Here is a 15,134-nt window from a genome sequence, read left to right as displayed (position 1 = left end):
CCCTCCAATCGCGGCGGAACGCCCCGCCCCGCCCAAATCGTCACAAGGATGAGGGCTACGGCAATCCCCGTCATGCTCCCTCGCCCCCAAGCTGCAGACGGAATGCCAGCTTCTCCCAGCCTGGCCCGAAAGTTAGACCAGCATCGCGCCTTTCCACAGCGGCTAGCGCGCGAAGTTCCCCACGCCGGCGCTCCAGCACTGCGATCTGGGCGATCCGCCTTATCCCACCGCTCCTCTCCACATGAATGACGGCGTCAAGGGCAGCGGAAGCCTGCGCCGCCACCACTGCCTCGTTCATGCCCGCGAGCGCCCCAAGCGCAATCAGACGGGAGGGCACATCTACCGCGGAATTGGCGTGAATTGTGGCCCATCCGCCCTCGTGCCCGGTGTTCAAGGCGGAAAGGACATCGCGGACCTCCCTTCCGCGGCATTCCCCGAGCACGATCCGGTCCGGGCGCATCCTCATCGCTGCCCGCACGAGTTCGCTCATGCTGACGGCACCGGCGCCCTGCACGTTCTCCCGACGCTCTTGAAGGTGAACAACGTGGGGGTGGCGCGGCCGAAGCTCGCTGGATTCCTCAATCACTAGGATCCGCTCGTCTCCCGGAACCGTCCCCAGCAGCGCCGCCAGCAGAGTCGTCTTCCCCGACCCCGTAGATCCCGAAATCATCACGTTGGCCCGCTTCGCCACCATCGCGGCGAGGATATCCCCCATATCCGCGAGCATGCCCAGTTCCTCCAAATCGCTCAGTGAGAAGGACACGGGGCGGTGGGTTCTCAGCGAGATCAGTGTTCCCTCGGCAGCCAAGGGCGGCAGCACTGCGTGAAGGCGCGTCCCACCCGAAAAGGTCCCGTCCACCACCGGGCTGGAATCGTCTAGACGCTGACCGCATGCCGCCGCCAGCCGTACGGCCAGCTCGCGCACCTGAGCTTGGCTGTACACGTTGTCTAGTTCGCCCACGCGCTCCAACCCGCTTCCGCGATCAATCCAGATTCCGTCTGCCCCGTTGACCAGTACATCGGTCACTCGCGGATTGTCGAGTAGCGGCTGGAGATGCGGTCCGGCTCCCGCGAGCGCATTGCGAATCTGCCCGCCAATTTCCAGAACGTCGCGGATCCCCACAAACTCTTTCGAAATCGCCTCGGGCAGGCCACCACCCGTGGCAATGGCGGAGCGCGCCACATCCACCTGCTCCCGGCTCAGCCGCGCCATCACGTATTCTCCTGGCACGCGAGGGCGATTTTGGAGATGTCACGCGCGGTCACGGACCTGCTCCGATCCCCCAGCCGAATACCGTGAGCGAGGTCCTGTTCGAGGTTCCGAAGCCGATGCACGGGTAACACCGTTTGGTCACCCAACTCTAGCGCTAGAGCGGCCACCTCCCCGGCGCTTCCCGCCCGATTGACGGCCACGATTCCCCTCCCGTGCGAAGGCAGGTTTGAGAGGATTTGCTGAGTGTGTTTAAGCCCGTGGGTGGTGGGATGAGTTATGACGACGACGGTATCGCACCATTCGAGCCACTCCCTCGAATGAGAATCGGCGGCCCCCGCATCTCTGGGTAGATCCAAAACCGTGTGGGCGTGAACCTGTGAAAGCGCCGAAATGGCACGTGCACCGCTCTCACCGCTGGGCGGAACCGCTCCGCGATCATCCGCACTCAACACCCGGAGATCCCCCAGATGCGGAAGTGCGGCGCTCAACCGGCCCGGAACGAGCGCCCCGGCATCCTCATTTAGATCGGCCCACCGCAACCCCGGGCTTGACTGGAGGCCCACACCATCCGCCAGCCCGAGGGAAAGCGGGTCTAGATCGATGAGTCCAGTGCCGTCGTCGTCGCTCAAAATCCGCGCCAACCAAGACGCAAGCAGGGACGCTCCTGCCCCGCCGTGGGACCCTACTACTCCGGTGATGGCTCCGCGCCTCGTGGACCCGGCCGCAAGCAACAGCTCTAGGAGGTCCTCGGCCTGCTCCGGGAGCGTGATAACCACGCTTCCCGAGGCGAAGTAGGAAGCGTATGCCGGGTGAAACCGTGCCCGGACCGCCAAATGGGATCCCGGCTCCTCGGTCATCTGCAGCACTGCTCTTGGTGCTGCACCTGGCTTGACCCGAACAACATCTATTCCCGCCAGCACAGCGAGCCGATTGACTTCCCGGATCACGGCGTCAGTGTGAGCCTCAAGCGTGGCAACGGCATCTTCGCGGTACGTTAAGCTATCTTTTCTTCTATTAGTCATGCGATTACTTTCACGCAATCGCGCGCTAGCTGCGCGGCCCGAGTCCTGAACTGTGGATAACTCGCGCACTCCCGATTCTGTGGATACATCCGCACATTTCGAGGGCACGCCGTCAAGTTCTCCTCTTCGGCGGGCGATCTGACGTAGCGTCGTTCTAGAACTGTTCTAGGAGGGAATTATGCCTACCCCGACCGATCCATACTCCTCGGCCGCTCGTCGGCCGTTCGATGAGGACGAAATTCTGGCGCCCATTTCTCCGGAGGCACCTAGCTCACCCGCATCTGGATATTCGAGCATCTCCGCGGCCTCGGCAGAAGAATCTCCTAGAGGCAGCGATCCCGCCTTCGATACCAATCCTCAGGCAAGCCCTGAGGAAGCAGGGCCTTCGTCGCTCGCAGACGCCCTCGCACACCAGAGCGGCCCCGAGGCAGAAACTCCGGACAAGCCTGAACCGGAACCTGCGCCCGATCTTTTCGCTGAGCCGCCAGTAGTGGAAACCGCTACTCCCGCGATTCCTACGGAACCCGAGATCCCAGATGCTCCGGCCGGACGCGGCTGGACTCATACCGGAGTTCTTATTGCCACGCTACTGCTTGTACCGATGGCTTGGTACCTTCTATCCGACGCTAGCGTGAGACTTTCCTCCGTTGCCAATAGCCCATGGGAGACGGGCGTGCTGAACTGGGCCGCGGTGGCGGAGATGGCCGGAGGTCTCGCGATCGCGTGCCTCATCTGGTTGCTGGCCCGCCGCTCTTCCCTTGGCGCTCAGGTGATCGGGATAATCACGGCCGCCATCGGCATCGTTCCAATCGTTGCCCCGGTTTTCGTCAGAGACACGGTGCTTCCAGCGATCGATGATGCGATCGGCGGGTACAACGATTTCACCGCTAACGTGGTGGATCACATCACGTACGATCTTGCCTCCGGCCGTATCCTCATCTTCGGGGCATTGCTGCTATTTACTGGCTTTGTTGCGCATTCCGCGCGGCGGCGGGGCGAACGCGTGGGGGATGCTGCCGCACGGCGGTCCATTGCGCTCAGCGCAATGGCGAACTAGCCTCTTCTCTGCTCAGTCTCCTCATCGATAGGATCCTCCATGGCCACACCAGCCGATAACTCGTGTGTGTTCATTCCAGGGCCGTGGGCCCATCGCCTCATTCAGGCAAACGGATGCCAATTTCATCTTGCCCACATGGGCTCCCACCACGATGATCGTCCCCTAGTTCTCCTCGTACATGGGCATCCGGAATATTGGTGGGCGTGGAGGCACCAGATTGAACCCATCGCCCGGGCTGGCTACGAGGTTGCCGCGATCGATCAGCGGGGGCTCGGGGGATCGGATAAGACCCCCGAGGGAACCGACGCGCTCACTCTCACGCGTGACCTCAGTGGGATAGCCCGCACACTTGGCGCTTCCAAGGTGGCCGTTGTTGGACTCGGGCGTGGCGGGACGCTGGCGTGGGCACTTCCCGCCATGTTCCCCGAGCTGACGGCCGGCGTCCTCACCTTCTCAGCTCCTCATACCCGCACTCTCCAACGTGCTGGTACTCACCTGACACTGGCAACATGGCGCCGGGTGGCACAGACCTTCGTGAGCCCGCTCGCCCGGAATGCTCTACGGAGCGATTCCTACATCAAGAAGCTGCTCGAGGAATGGTCCGCCCCCGCAAATACTGGCGCTTCTGGCGAGGCCACTAACTATGCGGCAGCCATGAGGCTCCCCGAGGCCGCGGACACCGCCGTTGCTCAGCTCCGGTGGTCCTACACCTCCCCTCAGCGTCCCGATGGTCGCAAATTTTTCGAGATCACCAAACGCGATATCGAGGTCCCCGTATGGACCGTTCGCGGAGATCTAGATCCATTGCTCCCCGAACGCGCCTGGCAGCGGGACAGCGAATTCGTGACGAACACATACCGTCACATCACCATTCCTGGGGTGGGGCACTTCGTAAACGAGGAAGCCCCGGAAGAATCTACGAGGATCATTCTGGAGTTCTTGGACTCCCTCCCCTAGTCCCCCGAGACTGCGTCAAGCCCCGAGTTTCAACTTCGGGTTTGCGTCAGATCTCGGGATGTGGGGGTTCTGGGAGTTGTGCCTCGGGATCAGAGACGGCCGGCATGCCCACATAGATCTCGTAGGACGGGCATACGTACTTCAACCCGCACTCCAAACAAGCCGGCTTGCGCGAATGGCATACCTGCCGCCCGTGGTAGATGATTTGATGGCACCGAAGTGTCCACGTCTCCTCGGGTAAAAGCTGCGCGATATCCGCCTCCACCTTCACTGGATCCTCGTTCCGAGTCCATCCCCACCGGCGCGCCAACCGCCCCACATGCGTATCAACCGTGATGCCGGGGATATCGAACGCGTTGCCAAGCACCACGTTGGCGGTCTTGCGGCCAACCCCCGGCAGGGAAACGAGATCGGGAAGATTTCCCGGGACCTCCCCGCCGAAAGAGCTGCACAGGGCGGCCGACAGTCCTATGCAGGATTTTGCCTTGGATCGGAAGAACCCGAGTGGTCTTAAGATCGCTTCGACCTGCTCGCGGTTTGCCCCAGCCATCGATTCGGGATCGGGGTAGCGAGAAAACAGTTCTGGTGTCACCGAATTTACCCGTACATCGGTGGTTTGCGCAGAGAGAACTGTGGCAATAAGTAGCTCAAATGGATTCGAGAAGTCGAGCGCGCAGCGGGCGTCTGGATACAGAATCGCAAGCTCATCGGTGATTGCCGCAGCACGTTCACGGCGCTCTTTGACAGACCGTGCTCTGTAGGGAAGTCGAACTCGTGGGGACATGCTTCTAGCTTATTAGTGCGAATGCACCCTAGAAGATGGCAAGATGTGATGTGTATAGCATATTCAAAGAAAGGGAAGAAATGGACACCACCGTTCTGAAGGGGGTTCCCCTCTTCAAGGATCTCGATGCTGAGGACCTCGAGAGTCTCGGTGAGCTTATGAGCGATACCAGCCTCAAGCGCGGGGATGCACTCTTCCGCGAAGGGGACGAGGGCGATCGCCTTTATGTCCTCACTGAGGGCAAGGTTAAGCTGAGCCACTCGTCTGATGACGGCCGCGAGAATCTCATCGCCGTGCTTGGCCCCGGTGAGATCATTGGGGAGCTCTCACTGTTTGATCTTGGAGCACGCTCCTCCACGGTGACAGCCATCGCCCCAACTAAGATGCTCTCCTTGTCACACAAGGACATGATGGTATTTCTGACTGCTCACCCGGAGCTTTCGCAGTCCATGCTCCGCGAGCTGGCCCGGCGCCTGCGCCATACCAACGAGCAGATGGCCGATCTGGTGTTCTCCGATGTTCCTGGCCGCGTTGCCAAGGCACTGCTTGACCTCGCCAACCGCTTCGGCGAGCGCACTCCTGAAGGCATCTATGTACCTCACGATCTGACTCAAGAGGAACTGGCTCACCTGGTAGGAGCATCGCGCGAGACCGTCAACAAGTCCCTTGCTGATTTCGTCTCCCGTAACTGGATCCGTCTGGAAGGCCGCGCAGTCCTTCTGATCGAAGTGGGCCGCCTCCAGCGCCGCGCACACTAAACCGAGTCGATAAGAAAAAGGTGTGGACCGTCTGGTCCACACCTTTTTTGGGTTGAGCGTGGTTATTCGTTATCGGCCAAACAAACGAGCTCAACTTCCACGGGAGAATCCAAGGGAAGTACGGCCACGCCAACTGCGGAACGCGTGTGCGCACCAGCCGGGCCGAAAATCTCCGCGAGGAGATCGGAAGCGCCGTTCGCCACTTGGGGCTGGGCTGTGAAATCGGGAGCGGACGCCACGAAAACGGTCACGTGCGTAATAGTCAGGCTCTCTCCACCAACCGATGCGGCGGCGGCCAAAGCGTTCAGGGCAGCAATCCGGGCCTGATCGTAGGCCAGTTCTGCGCTGACTTCTGCGCCAACCTTACCCGTAACTTCTAGCTTCCCCGCCACGAAAGGAAGTTGGCCTGAAGTACGGATCTCCGGACCCGTCCGCTTGGCCGGAATATAGGCGGCCACAGGGGCAGCCACTTCAGGTAGAACAATGCCCAGCTCGGCGAGCCTCTCAGCGAAGTGCGGCATCTCAGGCCTTCGGGCGCTTTAGGTAGGCCACGAGGTTCGAGCTATCTGGCCCAGGGATCACCTGAACCAGTTCCCATCCTTCTTCTCCCCACGTGTCGAGGATGGCCTTCGTATTGTGAATCAAGAGCGGTATTGTTGCGTATTCCCATGTTTGCATAAGCCAATCCTAGCTATGAGGCGCGGCCGAGGCGTGGCAGTTTCCCGTTGCGGAGTGCCTCAGCGAGTTCATCGGTGCCGGACGCCAGACGTTCGGTCCAGTCCTCTTCATCCGGGCATTGCCGCATAATGGCCCGCCGTTCACGTTCCGTGAGCCCACCCCACACCCCGAAGGTGATCTTGGAGTCTAGGGCGTCCGAAAGGCATTGAACGCGTACAGGGCACGAAAAGCAGACTTGTCGCACCTCCCGCTGGGCAGCCCCCTTGACAAATAACGCATCGGGATCGGTATGCGCGCACGCAGCATAAACGGCCCACGTCTGATCAGCTTCGGCCACTGACATTGCCTACTCCTTTCCAACAGAACAACGCTGTCCACCAAGGCGTAGTGACTCTCATCACCTCGTATGTCTCCATAGTAAGCACCTCATCCAGATAAACCCAATTTGACGTCTTAGAATTCGCGCCGTGAGACGGCCATGGCCACTTTTTGGTAAGGCTGCGCGACGGTCGGGCAGGCTGCCCAACCTGGCCAACCATGGCCGACCGTGGGCAATAACCCATCACCTTGCTCGGGACATCTGAGCATCGAGCACGTATTCTTGTGGCTATGTCGAGTTCTCGCCAGCAAGGTGCCACTGCGCGCCAGATCATGACACAGACGTTTGCTTTGCTCTCCGCAATCATCCTCGGAGGGGCACTCATCGCGGGCATGGTGATGCCTGTGGTGACGGCCGCGGGCACAACGGTCAACGCCGGAACAGCTCTATTCGAGGGTGTTCCTGAGGATCTTGGCTTCACCGAGCCTTCGGAACAGTCAGTGATTCTCGCGTCGGATGGATCCGTGCTGGCGCGGTTCTATGCGGAGAATCGCATCGTCGTGGCATCCGACCAGATCTCTGACCACATGAAGAACGCCGCCGTATCTATCGAGGACCGCAGGTTCTATGAGCACCACGGTGTGGACGTTCAGGGTATTCTGGGCGCGCTGGTCTCCAACATAACGGGTTCCACGCTTTCTGGTGGATCCTCCATTACCCAGCAGTACGTGCGTAACGCACTGATCGAGCAGGGACGCGTTTCGGGTGACGATTCAGAGATCAATGAGGCCACCGAAAAGAGCATCGGCCGAAAGATCAACGAAGCCCGATACGCAGTCAGTATCGAAAAGACGATGAGCAAGGACGAGATCCTCACCGGTTACCTCAACCTTGCCCAGTTCGGACGGTCCGAATACGGCGTTGAAGCCGCCGCCCAGCGCTACTTTTCCAAGAACGCCGCCGATCTCTCCATCACCGAGGCGGCCACGCTGGCAGGCATCACCCAGTCCCCCGCCCGCTGGGATCCTATCCGGCACCCAGAGGACGCTCAGAAGCGTCGCAACACCGTGCTTGGCACGATGCTAGAAAACGACTACATCACCCAAGAGGAGTACGACAAGGCGATCGATACGCCCCTCGAGGACACCCTGAAGGTGTCCGATCCTCAGAACGGCTGCGAATCCGCCGGAAACTCCGCCTACTTCTGCGAGTACGTTGTTCAAGACATTCTGCAGGACGATTCGTGGGGAGAAGACAGGGATGATCGGGTTTCCCAGCTTTACCGTGGTGGCCTGACTATTCACTCGACAATGGATCCAAGTGCTCAAAAAGCCGCCTACAATTCGATCGTTGAGGAGATCCCGGTAGGCGATGGTTCGGGAACCAAGATGGCGCTCTCCAGCGTTGAGCCGAACACCGGCCACATCAAAGCGATGGCTCAGAACACCACATACGGTAACGATGCTGAAGATCCTTATGCCACCACCGTCAACCTCAACGCGGGTGTTGACATGAAGGGCGGCTCTGGGCGCCAGTCTGGATCAACCTTCAAGGTGTTCACGCTGATCGAATGGCTCCGCCAAGGCCACACTGCCTACGAGACCATCAATTCCAACTCCGGTACCATTCCGCGCAGCCAGTTCTACAGTTCGTGCGCACCCGAGCAGTTGGCCGATTACAAGTTCACCAACCTTGAGGGTAAGGGCGGCGGCAACATGACCGTGCTCGAATCAGCAAGGCAGTCTGTAAACGGTAGCTTCGTGCACATGGCTTCCAAGCTCGACATGTGCAATATCGGCAACATTGCTCAGGACCTCGGCGTCCAGCGAGGCGACGGGGAGGACTGGGCGTACGTGCCAGCTCAGGTGCTCGGCGCCAACAACATTTCCCCTCTCTCTCTTTCAGTAGCTGCAGCTTCAATCGCTGCCGAGGGCAATGCGTGTAAGCCGATGTCCTTCACCAGCATTGAGGACGATGATGAGGAGATCGTGAAGAAGGAACCCGATTGCGAGCAGGTGCTGGATAAGGAAGTGGCCCGCGAAACCACCTCGGTCCTCAAGCAGGTTGTCTCCAACGGCGCCACCGGCGAATCCGCTCAGGTGCCGGGCCGCGAGGTGGCTGGCAAGACCGGCACCTCGAATAACGATTATGACGCGTGGTTCATGGGCTACACACCGCAGCTCGCAACCGCGATCTGGCACGGGCACACCGAAGGCCAGACATCGATGATTGGGTCCACGATCAACGGCCGATACTACTATGAGGTCTACGGCGGCCTGTTCCCCGCTCAGGTTTTCTCCGCCTATCTCCCGCAGGCACTCGAAGGACAGTCCAACGAGAGCTTCACCGCGCCTTCTCGGAACGTCACCAAGGGCCCGTCCACCTCTAGGCCTTCTAACAGTTCGTCGAATTCTTCGAACGACGGCGGCGGCAGCTCCGACAGTGGAGACAACGGCGGCGGATCTGACGATGATGGCGGCGATTCGGAAGACGACGACGATTAAGCCGTGGCTACCTCAACATTAGGCCGCTGGACGGCGGGAACATTCGCGGCAGGCGCGGGTGCGGCGATCTGGGGACTAACCGAAGCCCACGCCTATACAGTGCGTTACCGGACCATTCTGATGGACCGAAACAGGCTTCCTCAGGGTTCGGAGCGCTCGGAAAGGCTGCGGGTTCTCCACCTTTCTGACATTCACCTCATGCCATATCAGCGCAAGAGGCTTCGCTGGCTGGCATCTCTTGCTTCAACCCAGCCAGACCTCGTGGTGTTCACCGGGGATCAGGTGGCATCGGAGAAATCACTGCCGCTGCTCATGGAGGCGCTCGCGCCCCTAGCCGGCACCCCCGGCGCATTCGTGTATGGCTCTAACGATTATTACAAGCCACACGCGAAGAACCCCTTCGTGTACTTCAAGCAGAAGTCTCCTGCCAGCCATATCAAGAAGCGCGAACGCGAGCTGCCTTGGAAAGAGATGACGAAGGATCTCGAATCCTTCGGCTGGGTCAACATGAACAATGCGCGCTCGCAGATCACAGCATCCGGTTGGCCGATCGAGCTCGTTGGTGTAGACGATCCCCATATCGAGTTGGACGATTATCCGGTGGAGACGTCGTCGTCGGCCCAAAATGGGATCCTTAAACTCGGCCTAACCCACGCGCCGTATACCCACATACTGGATCAGATGGCGCGCGAGGGCTGCGCGGCCGTGTTCGCCGGGCATACGCACGGCGGTCAAGTGTGCGTGCCGGGCTACGGGGCGCTAGTGACCAACTGCGATCTGGATCCGAAGCATGCCTCCGGGCTTTTCCAGTGGCCACCGGCCGGCGAAGGCGTGATGCACGGGGATGGAATCGTTCCTTCTGGGACCGAGCCCCGGCCTACCTCTTGGGTAAACGTGTCCGCCGGAATCGGCACGTCACCCACCGCTCCCGTACGGGTCGCCTGCAGGCCCGAGGCCATAGTGCTGGACTTCCAGCTAGTCTGAGAACTGTCGCACGATTCACCCTTCTTCTGGCGGTGCCAGTTTCCTTTTGCCGAGGGTACTCGGCTAAGATAATCTGGTTGCCGCTGGTAATACGGGGTGTGGCGCAGCTTGGTAGCGCGCTTCGTTCGGGACGAAGAGGCCGTGGGTTCAAATCCCGCCACCCCGACCGAAATCCGAGTGAAGAGAGCATTGATGTTCTCTTCCGAGGATGAGTAGGGAGTAAAAGCCACCAAAGGTGGCGAATACCCCGACCGATGAGGGGGCCCAACGATTTATCGTTGAGGCATCCGAAGAGTGAGGGGCAATAGCTGCCGGAGGCGGCGAATACCCCGACCGACGAAAACTTCCGAAAGCTTGCTTTCGAGACGTTTGAGGACCGAGAGATTTCTATTCTGCGTCAAATCTCGAGGTTAGAGGCCCCGCAGGTAGTCGGCCAGAACTAGCGCGTGGTTTTCCTTTTTGTCCTTGGATGCGTAGAGAAGAACGACGACGGATGCGCCCGCCTCCTTTGTCCGGGCAAGAAGTTTCTGCCCTGCGTCCGATCCTTCAAGTTCGTCCGTGTACCGCCCAGAGAACTCCTCGAATCCGAGGGCACCAGAGTGGAAATCTTTGCGGAGATCAGCGCTGGGCGCGATGTCCTTGTCCCATTGCACCCCGGCCAGCCGCTCCTTCTTGACGCCGCGAGGCCATAGCCGATCCACGAGAACCGGGAAAGTACCGTCCTCTGGCGTCCAGTCGTACACACGCTCACATCGAATATCCATGGTTAAAAGCCTAGTTCCCATTCAACGATCCCTCTAGAATAAGAGTGATACCCGCCACAACGGCTGTGGCTTAGCATCGGGGGTGAACAAAGGTGCACCGGCCCGCGTTCTTCAATAACGTCGCTCGGCTCAAGCGCTACAAGAGCGGCGCTGGAGTGGTTGTTGGACTCGGGCTTGCGTTGCTAGTGTATGCGGCGATGCCGGATCAGGCTCCGGGCGATTACTCAGCACATAGACTCAAGCTCACCGCAGCAGTTGCCTCGCTGATGGCCACCTGGTGGATCACCGAGGCGATCCCGCTCTTTGCGACGTCCCTGCTACCCCTCATCCTTTTCCCACTCTTCCACGATCAAAGCTTCTCCGAGACTGCTGCACCTTATGCCTCGGGCACGATCTTCCTCTTTATGGGTGGCTTCTTCTTAGCCGCATCTATTCAGAAGTGGAACCTTCATAAACGGATCGCGCTGGTTGTGGTCAAGCTGGTGGGAGCAAAACCCAAGATGATCGTGCTGGGTTTCATGATCGCGACGGGACTCGTCACGATGTGGGTTTCTAATACCGCAACGGCCATCATGATGCTCCCGATCGGCCTATCGGTGCTGCGGCTGGTCGCTGGGGAGAAGGCCTCACTCAACTCCAACTTCGGTAAAGCATTGATGCTCGGGATCGCCTACTCCGCCTCTACTATTGCGACGTCCAGCCTGATCTCCACGCCGCCAAATGCACTGCTTCGCGCCTATCTCGCGGATAATTTCGACATCACGCTGACCTTCGGCAAATGGCTCCTCTTCGCCTCTCCCATGGCTTGGGCATTCCTGTTCATCATCTGGTTTGTGCTGGTCACTTTCCTGTTCCCACCCGAGGTTGAGGAGATTCCCGGGGGACAGGAGCTCATCGCTAGGGAACTCGAAGATCTCGGTCCGATGTCTCAAGGTGAACGGCGCGTTGGTGGTGTTTTCATTGTTGCCGCACTCTCGTGGCTATTCCTGCCCACCTTCTTTGAAGAGTATGGAGTAACAGATGAGCTCGTGGCCATAGTGGTAGCCACCCTGCTATTCCTGATACCTGTCAAGGGCGAAGGGCGTCTTCTAGATGGAGAAACTGCCACCACCATCCCGTGGGATATTCTGCTGCTCTTTGGCGGGGGCCTCGCGCTCTCTCACGCCTTCACTCGCAATGGTTTAAGCGCATGGATAGGCAATCTTTCCACGGGAATCGGCACTCTGCCTGTCATTCTCGTGGTTCTCGTGGTGACAACCCTCGTCATGGCTCTAACCGAAATGACGTCCAACACGGCAACCGCCGCAACCTTCCTTCCCTTCATGGGAGGGGTTGCTGCAGGAATCGGTCACGATGTCATGCTGCTGGTAGTCCCGGTGGCACTCGCCTCAACATGCTCCTTCATGTTGCCCCACGCTACCCCACCAAACGCGGTGGCCTACAGCACCGGGTATCTCAAGATGGGCGATATGATCAAGGCCGGACTCATATTCAACATCATCGGAATCGTCCTGATAACCGCCACTACGCTCGTGATGGGGCCGCTTGTTCTAGGCGTCTCGCTTAGCTAGCGCTCTGCTCCTCCAAGAACTGACGAATCAGCTCGGCGTCCACCGGCCGCGCATAAGCGCCATCCTCGAACACCATCAAGTCCCCTATCCCCTTCTGGAACACGAAGCGGATCACTCCGCCCACGCCCTTCTTGTCGTGTCCCATCGCCGCCATAATGGCATCCACACTCACGCTCGCAGGGAGCCGGAAAGGCAACCCGATTGCGCCCGCGAGCGCCTCGAAGCGCTCCACGTCCGATTCGCTGCAGTAGCCAAAGCTCCACCCCAGCCGCATCTGCAGCGCCGTCCCCACGGCCACGCACTCCCCGTGGCTCATGGTGTAACCCATGGCAGCCTCTAAGGCGCGCCCGATGGTGTGCCCAAGGTTAAGACCCATGCGCCGATTACCTTCGAACACATCGGAGGTAACGAAGTCCCTCTTGATTTCGCAGTTGCGTTGCGCGGTGAGTTGGGCGAGGCCGTCGTCGTTAACAAACTTCGCCGGACTCAAACCCCGCCGCACGAAAGCATCCTCTAGCACCCCAAAAAACTCGGAATCGGCAAGGCAGCCGTGCTTGATGGTCTCGCCAAGGCCATCACGAATCTGGGCATCGCTCAGAGTGAGCCAGCGATCTAGATCGATCAGGACGGCGCGGGGTTGGTGGAAGGCACCGATCAGGTTGGTGGCGGCAGGTGTGTCAACGGCGGTTTTGCCTCCCACGGAGGCGTCAGCGGCGGCCAGCAGCGTGGTGACATATGAAATGTAGGGGACCCCGCGCGTGAAGGTGGCGGCAACGAACCCCACCAAATCGGTGACTACTCCCCCGCCTGCGGCGATGATCAGCGTATCGCGGCCAAACCCGCGCGCGATCAACTCGTCCTCGATGGCCTCTTTCGTGGCGCGCGTCTTGTTGATCTCCCCGGCAGGAAACTCGATCACGCCCACAGTGCGCCCCGCCGCAGCGAACTCCGCCACGATGCGATCAGCAACGAGCTCACGCACGTTCGAATCCGTAATGAGCGCGATCCGCCGGCCGGCCAACTCGCCGCGCCCAGCCACGTCCACGAGGTTTGATTCCAGCCCCCGCCCCACAACAATCGGGTAAGACTCATCCACCTGGCGAACCAGCTCAACTGTGAACTCTGTTGCTTTCATCGCGCACACTCCTTCTGCTAAAACCAGCCTAGCAACTGGGAAAAGCCGGGTGCGGGTTGTCCATGCGCCGCCCCGCAGCCACGGCCGTCCCGCTAAGTCCCCTGAATTGCAGCACTGACATCATTAGCATGGAGGGGTATCTGCGAAAGTGAGTACTCGTGAGCCAAAATACCCCCGCCGAACGCCGCTGGCTGGCCATCATTCTGATTGGCTTAGCAACGGGATACCTATCAGGCATATTCGCCGTGGGCGGCGGAGTGATTATGGTTCCCGCTCTGGTTGCCTTCGCCAAGTTTGACCAGAAGCTAGCATCTGGCACCTCTCTGGCCGCCATGGTGTTTCCAGCCAGCGTTGGTGTGATCACGTATGTTGTGCACGATTCGGTGGACTGGGCGGCGGTGGGGCTGCTGATCATCGGCTCAATCACCGGAGCTCAAATCGGCTCTTACCTTTTGAGCCGGCTTTCCTCCCGTACGGCTCAGTGGGCTTTTGTGGGCTTCTTGGCGATCTCGATAATCTCGATGGTCATAGTGATACCAGAGCGCGGCTCCTCGATTGATATCACGGTGCTCACGGCCATTGCCCTCGTGGGCGTAGGGCTTCTAACTGGCACGCTCGCCGGGCTTGTTGGTGTTGGCGGCGGCGTGATCCTAGTCCCCGCAATGATCGTTGGATTCGGTGCGAGCGATCTCATCGCAAAGGGTACCTCACTGGCGGTGATCATCCCCACCTCCCTCTCGGGCACAATCGGGAACCTCCGTAGGAAGAACGTGGATCTGAAGGCAGCGCTGGTGCTTGGGGTTGCCGCCTGCCTGACCTCGCCGCTCGGCGTAATGTCCGCCGTTGCGATCCCGCCTCAAACTAGCAACTACCTCTTTGCTGCCTTTCAGGCGTTCGTGGGCGGGCGCATGGCCCTTCAGCTCATCCGCACCCGGGGGCAAGCTCGCTAAAGACTCACTTCCCCGAGCGAGGAAACACCCATCATCTGGGCCTGACGCTTGGGAACGGCCACCTTCCCGAATGGGAAGCAGGTGACGGGAATGAGCTTGAGATTGGCTAGAGCCAGAGGAATCCCGATGATAGTGATGGCCATTGCCGCTGCCGTAACGATATGACCGATGGCCAGCCACACCCCGGCAATAAGGAACCACACGATGTTCATCGCAGCGGATCCGGCCCCGGCGCCCGGCTGGCGCACGACGGTCCGCCCAAACGGCCACAGAACGTACCCGGCTATCCGGAAACAGGCGACTGACGCGGGAATGGTGACGATCGGGATGATCGCCAGTAAACCAACCAGCAGATATTCAAGGAATAGCCAGAATCCCCCGAACACAACCCAGATGATATTCAACAAAAGCCCCATAGCTAGACCCCTTCCAATACCG

At 59.8% G+C, this 15,134-nt stretch carries 16 protein-coding genes and 1 tRNA gene; 8 read left to right on the top strand and 9 right to left on the bottom strand.

Annotation, left to right across the window (positions count from 1 at the left end; translation table 11 throughout):
* Positions 1-70: 70 nt before the first annotated feature.
* Together DD236_RS01220 and DD236_RS01215 are read right to left on the bottom strand one after the other, a co-directional pair.
* Positions 71-1,213 carry a TadA family conjugal transfer-associated ATPase gene (locus DD236_RS01220; protein ID WP_109092559.1) on the bottom strand — a complete coding sequence of 381 codons (1,143 nt, stop codon included), beginning with the start codon at positions 1,211-1,213 and terminating at the stop codon, positions 71-73.
* Positions 1,213-2,235 (bottom strand): CpaE-like family protein, encoded by a 1,023-nt coding sequence (locus DD236_RS01215; protein WP_109092558.1) that lies wholly within the window; start codon positions 2,233-2,235, stop codon positions 1,213-1,215. Before DD236_RS01215 ends, DD236_RS01220 begins: the two co-directional genes overlap by 1 nt.
* A 178-nt stretch (positions 2,236-2,413) precedes the next feature.
* On the opposite strand from DD236_RS01215, the gene DD236_RS01210 reads away from it, so the two are divergent.
* Both DD236_RS01210 and DD236_RS01205 read left to right on the top strand, forming a co-directional pair.
* Positions 2,414-3,292 (top strand): hypothetical protein, encoded by an 879-nt coding sequence (locus tag DD236_RS01210; RefSeq protein ID WP_109092557.1) that lies wholly within the window; start codon positions 2,414-2,416, stop codon positions 3,290-3,292.
* 39 nt (positions 3,293-3,331) lie between these two features.
* Positions 3,332-4,249 carry an alpha/beta fold hydrolase gene (locus tag DD236_RS01205; RefSeq protein ID WP_109092556.1) on the top strand — a complete coding sequence of 306 codons (918 nt, stop codon included), beginning with the start codon at positions 3,332-3,334 and terminating at the stop codon, positions 4,247-4,249.
* Between the two features lie 46 nt (positions 4,250-4,295).
* Here the strand turns inward: DD236_RS01205 and nth are convergent, their stop codons facing one another.
* Positions 4,296-5,033 carry an endonuclease III gene (gene nth, locus DD236_RS01200; protein WP_109092555.1) on the bottom strand — a complete coding sequence of 246 codons (738 nt, stop codon included), beginning with the start codon at positions 5,031-5,033 and terminating at the stop codon, positions 4,296-4,298.
* Between the two features lie 80 nt (positions 5,034-5,113).
* Here nth and DD236_RS01195 point away from each other — a divergent pair, with 80 nt between their 5' ends.
* Positions 5,114-5,791 carry a Crp/Fnr family transcriptional regulator gene (locus tag DD236_RS01195; protein ID WP_109092554.1) on the top strand — a complete coding sequence of 226 codons (678 nt, stop codon included), beginning with the start codon at positions 5,114-5,116 and terminating at the stop codon, positions 5,789-5,791.
* 62 nt (positions 5,792-5,853) lie between these two features.
* Here DD236_RS01195 and DD236_RS01190 read toward each other — a convergent pair whose 3' ends face one another.
* The 3 genes from DD236_RS01190 to DD236_RS01185 are packed head-to-tail and all read right to left on the bottom strand — an operon-like array spanning position 5,854 to position 6,812.
* Positions 5,854-6,312, bottom strand: coding sequence for a RidA family protein (locus DD236_RS01190; protein WP_109092553.1), 459 nt, complete (start codon positions 6,310-6,312; stop codon positions 5,854-5,856).
* Position 6,313: 1 nt separating this feature from the next.
* Positions 6,314-6,469, bottom strand: a complete 156-nt coding sequence (sp36, locus tag DD236_RS11945; protein WP_123072368.1) for a Sp36 family protein — start codon at positions 6,467-6,469, stop codon at positions 6,314-6,316.
* Positions 6,470-6,482: 13 nt separating this feature from the next.
* Positions 6,483-6,812 (bottom strand): WhiB family transcriptional regulator, encoded by a 330-nt coding sequence (locus DD236_RS01185; protein ID WP_165819787.1) that lies wholly within the window; start codon positions 6,810-6,812, stop codon positions 6,483-6,485.
* Between the two features lie 266 nt (positions 6,813-7,078).
* Between DD236_RS01185 and DD236_RS01180 the strand changes: the two genes are divergently transcribed.
* The 3 genes from DD236_RS01180 to DD236_RS01170 all read left to right on the top strand — a co-directional run bounded on the left by DD236_RS01180 (position 7,079) and on the right by DD236_RS01170 (position 10,442).
* On the top strand, positions 7,079-9,292 hold the full coding sequence (locus tag DD236_RS01180; protein ID WP_109092552.1) for a transglycosylase domain-containing protein: 2,214 nt from the start codon (positions 7,079-7,081) through the stop codon (positions 9,290-9,292).
* 3 nt (positions 9,293-9,295) lie between these two features.
* Positions 9,296-10,276 carry a metallophosphoesterase gene (locus tag DD236_RS01175; protein WP_109092551.1) on the top strand — a complete coding sequence of 327 codons (981 nt, stop codon included), beginning with the start codon at positions 9,296-9,298 and terminating at the stop codon, positions 10,274-10,276.
* Between the two features lie 92 nt (positions 10,277-10,368).
* Positions 10,369-10,442, top strand: a tRNA-Pro gene (locus tag DD236_RS01170).
* Between the two features lie 244 nt (positions 10,443-10,686).
* Here the strand turns inward: DD236_RS01170 and DD236_RS01165 are convergent.
* Positions 10,687-11,040, bottom strand: a complete 354-nt coding sequence (locus tag DD236_RS01165) for a DUF488 domain-containing protein (RefSeq protein ID WP_109092550.1) — start codon at positions 11,038-11,040, stop codon at positions 10,687-10,689.
* Between the two features lie 92 nt (positions 11,041-11,132).
* Here DD236_RS01165 and DD236_RS01160 point away from each other — a divergent pair, with 92 nt between their 5' ends.
* Entirely contained in the window at positions 11,133-12,611 is a 1,479-nt protein-coding gene (locus DD236_RS01160; RefSeq protein WP_243409869.1) for an SLC13 family permease, read from the top strand.
* Here the strand turns inward: DD236_RS01160 and aroB are convergent.
* Entirely contained in the window at positions 12,604-13,746 is a 1,143-nt protein-coding gene (aroB, locus tag DD236_RS01155; protein ID WP_109092549.1) for a 3-dehydroquinate synthase, read from the bottom strand. The two genes, DD236_RS01160 and aroB, sit on opposite strands and share 8 nt — an antisense overlap.
* Before the next feature lie 158 nt (positions 13,747-13,904).
* Between aroB and DD236_RS01150 the strand changes: the two genes are divergently transcribed.
* Positions 13,905-14,696, top strand: a complete 792-nt coding sequence (locus tag DD236_RS01150) for a sulfite exporter TauE/SafE family protein (protein ID WP_109092548.1) — start codon at positions 13,905-13,907, stop codon at positions 14,694-14,696.
* Here the strand turns inward: DD236_RS01150 and DD236_RS01145 are convergent.
* The gene (locus DD236_RS01145; protein WP_109092547.1) at positions 14,693-15,112 is read right to left on the bottom strand and encodes a YccF domain-containing protein; all 420 of its coding nucleotides are present in this window, start codon (positions 15,110-15,112) and stop codon (positions 14,693-14,695) included. The two genes, DD236_RS01150 and DD236_RS01145, sit on opposite strands and share 4 nt — an antisense overlap.
* Positions 15,113-15,134 lie beyond the last annotated feature (22 nt).

Source organism: Ancrocorticia populi, from assembly GCF_003123745.1.
GTDB lineage: Bacteria > Actinomycetota > Actinomycetes > Actinomycetales > Actinomycetaceae > Ancrocorticia > Ancrocorticia populi.
This window is presented reverse-complemented; position numbering and strand designations above follow the sequence as displayed.

Coding starts and splice junctions, on each gene's coding strand:
- DD236_RS01210 (WP_109092557.1), top strand. CDS start 2,414: ATGCCTACCCCGACCGATCCATACTCCTCGGCCGCTCGTCGGCCGTTC.
- DD236_RS01180 (WP_109092552.1), top strand. CDS start 7,079: ATGTCGAGTTCTCGCCAGCAAGGTGCCACTGCGCGCCAGATCATGACA.
- DD236_RS01220 (WP_109092559.1), bottom strand. CDS start 1,213: ATGGCGCGGCTGAGCCGGGAGCAGGTGGATGTGGCGCGCTCCGCCATT.
- DD236_RS01185 (WP_165819787.1), bottom strand. CDS start 6,812: ATGTCAGTGGCCGAAGCTGATCAGACGTGGGCCGTTTATGCTGCGTGC.
- DD236_RS01215 (WP_109092558.1), bottom strand. CDS start 2,235: ATGACTAATAGAAGAAAAGATAGCTTAACGTACCGCGAAGATGCCGTT.
- DD236_RS01190 (WP_109092553.1), bottom strand. CDS start 6,312: ATGCCGCACTTCGCTGAGAGGCTCGCCGAGCTGGGCATTGTTCTACCT.
- sp36 (WP_123072368.1), bottom strand. CDS start 6,469: ATGCAAACATGGGAATACGCAACAATACCGCTCTTGATTCACAATACG.
- DD236_RS01145 (WP_109092547.1), bottom strand. CDS start 15,112: ATGGGGCTTTTGTTGAATATCATCTGGGTTGTGTTCGGGGGATTCTGG.
- DD236_RS01165 (WP_109092550.1), bottom strand. CDS start 11,040: ATGGATATTCGATGTGAGCGTGTGTACGACTGGACGCCAGAGGACGGT.
- nth (WP_109092555.1), bottom strand. CDS start 5,033: ATGTCCCCACGAGTTCGACTTCCCTACAGAGCACGGTCTGTCAAAGAG.
- DD236_RS01205 (WP_109092556.1), top strand. CDS start 3,332: ATGGCCACACCAGCCGATAACTCGTGTGTGTTCATTCCAGGGCCGTGG.
- aroB (WP_109092549.1), bottom strand. CDS start 13,746: ATGAAAGCAACAGAGTTCACAGTTGAGCTGGTTCGCCAGGTGGATGAG.
- DD236_RS01195 (WP_109092554.1), top strand. CDS start 5,114: ATGGACACCACCGTTCTGAAGGGGGTTCCCCTCTTCAAGGATCTCGAT.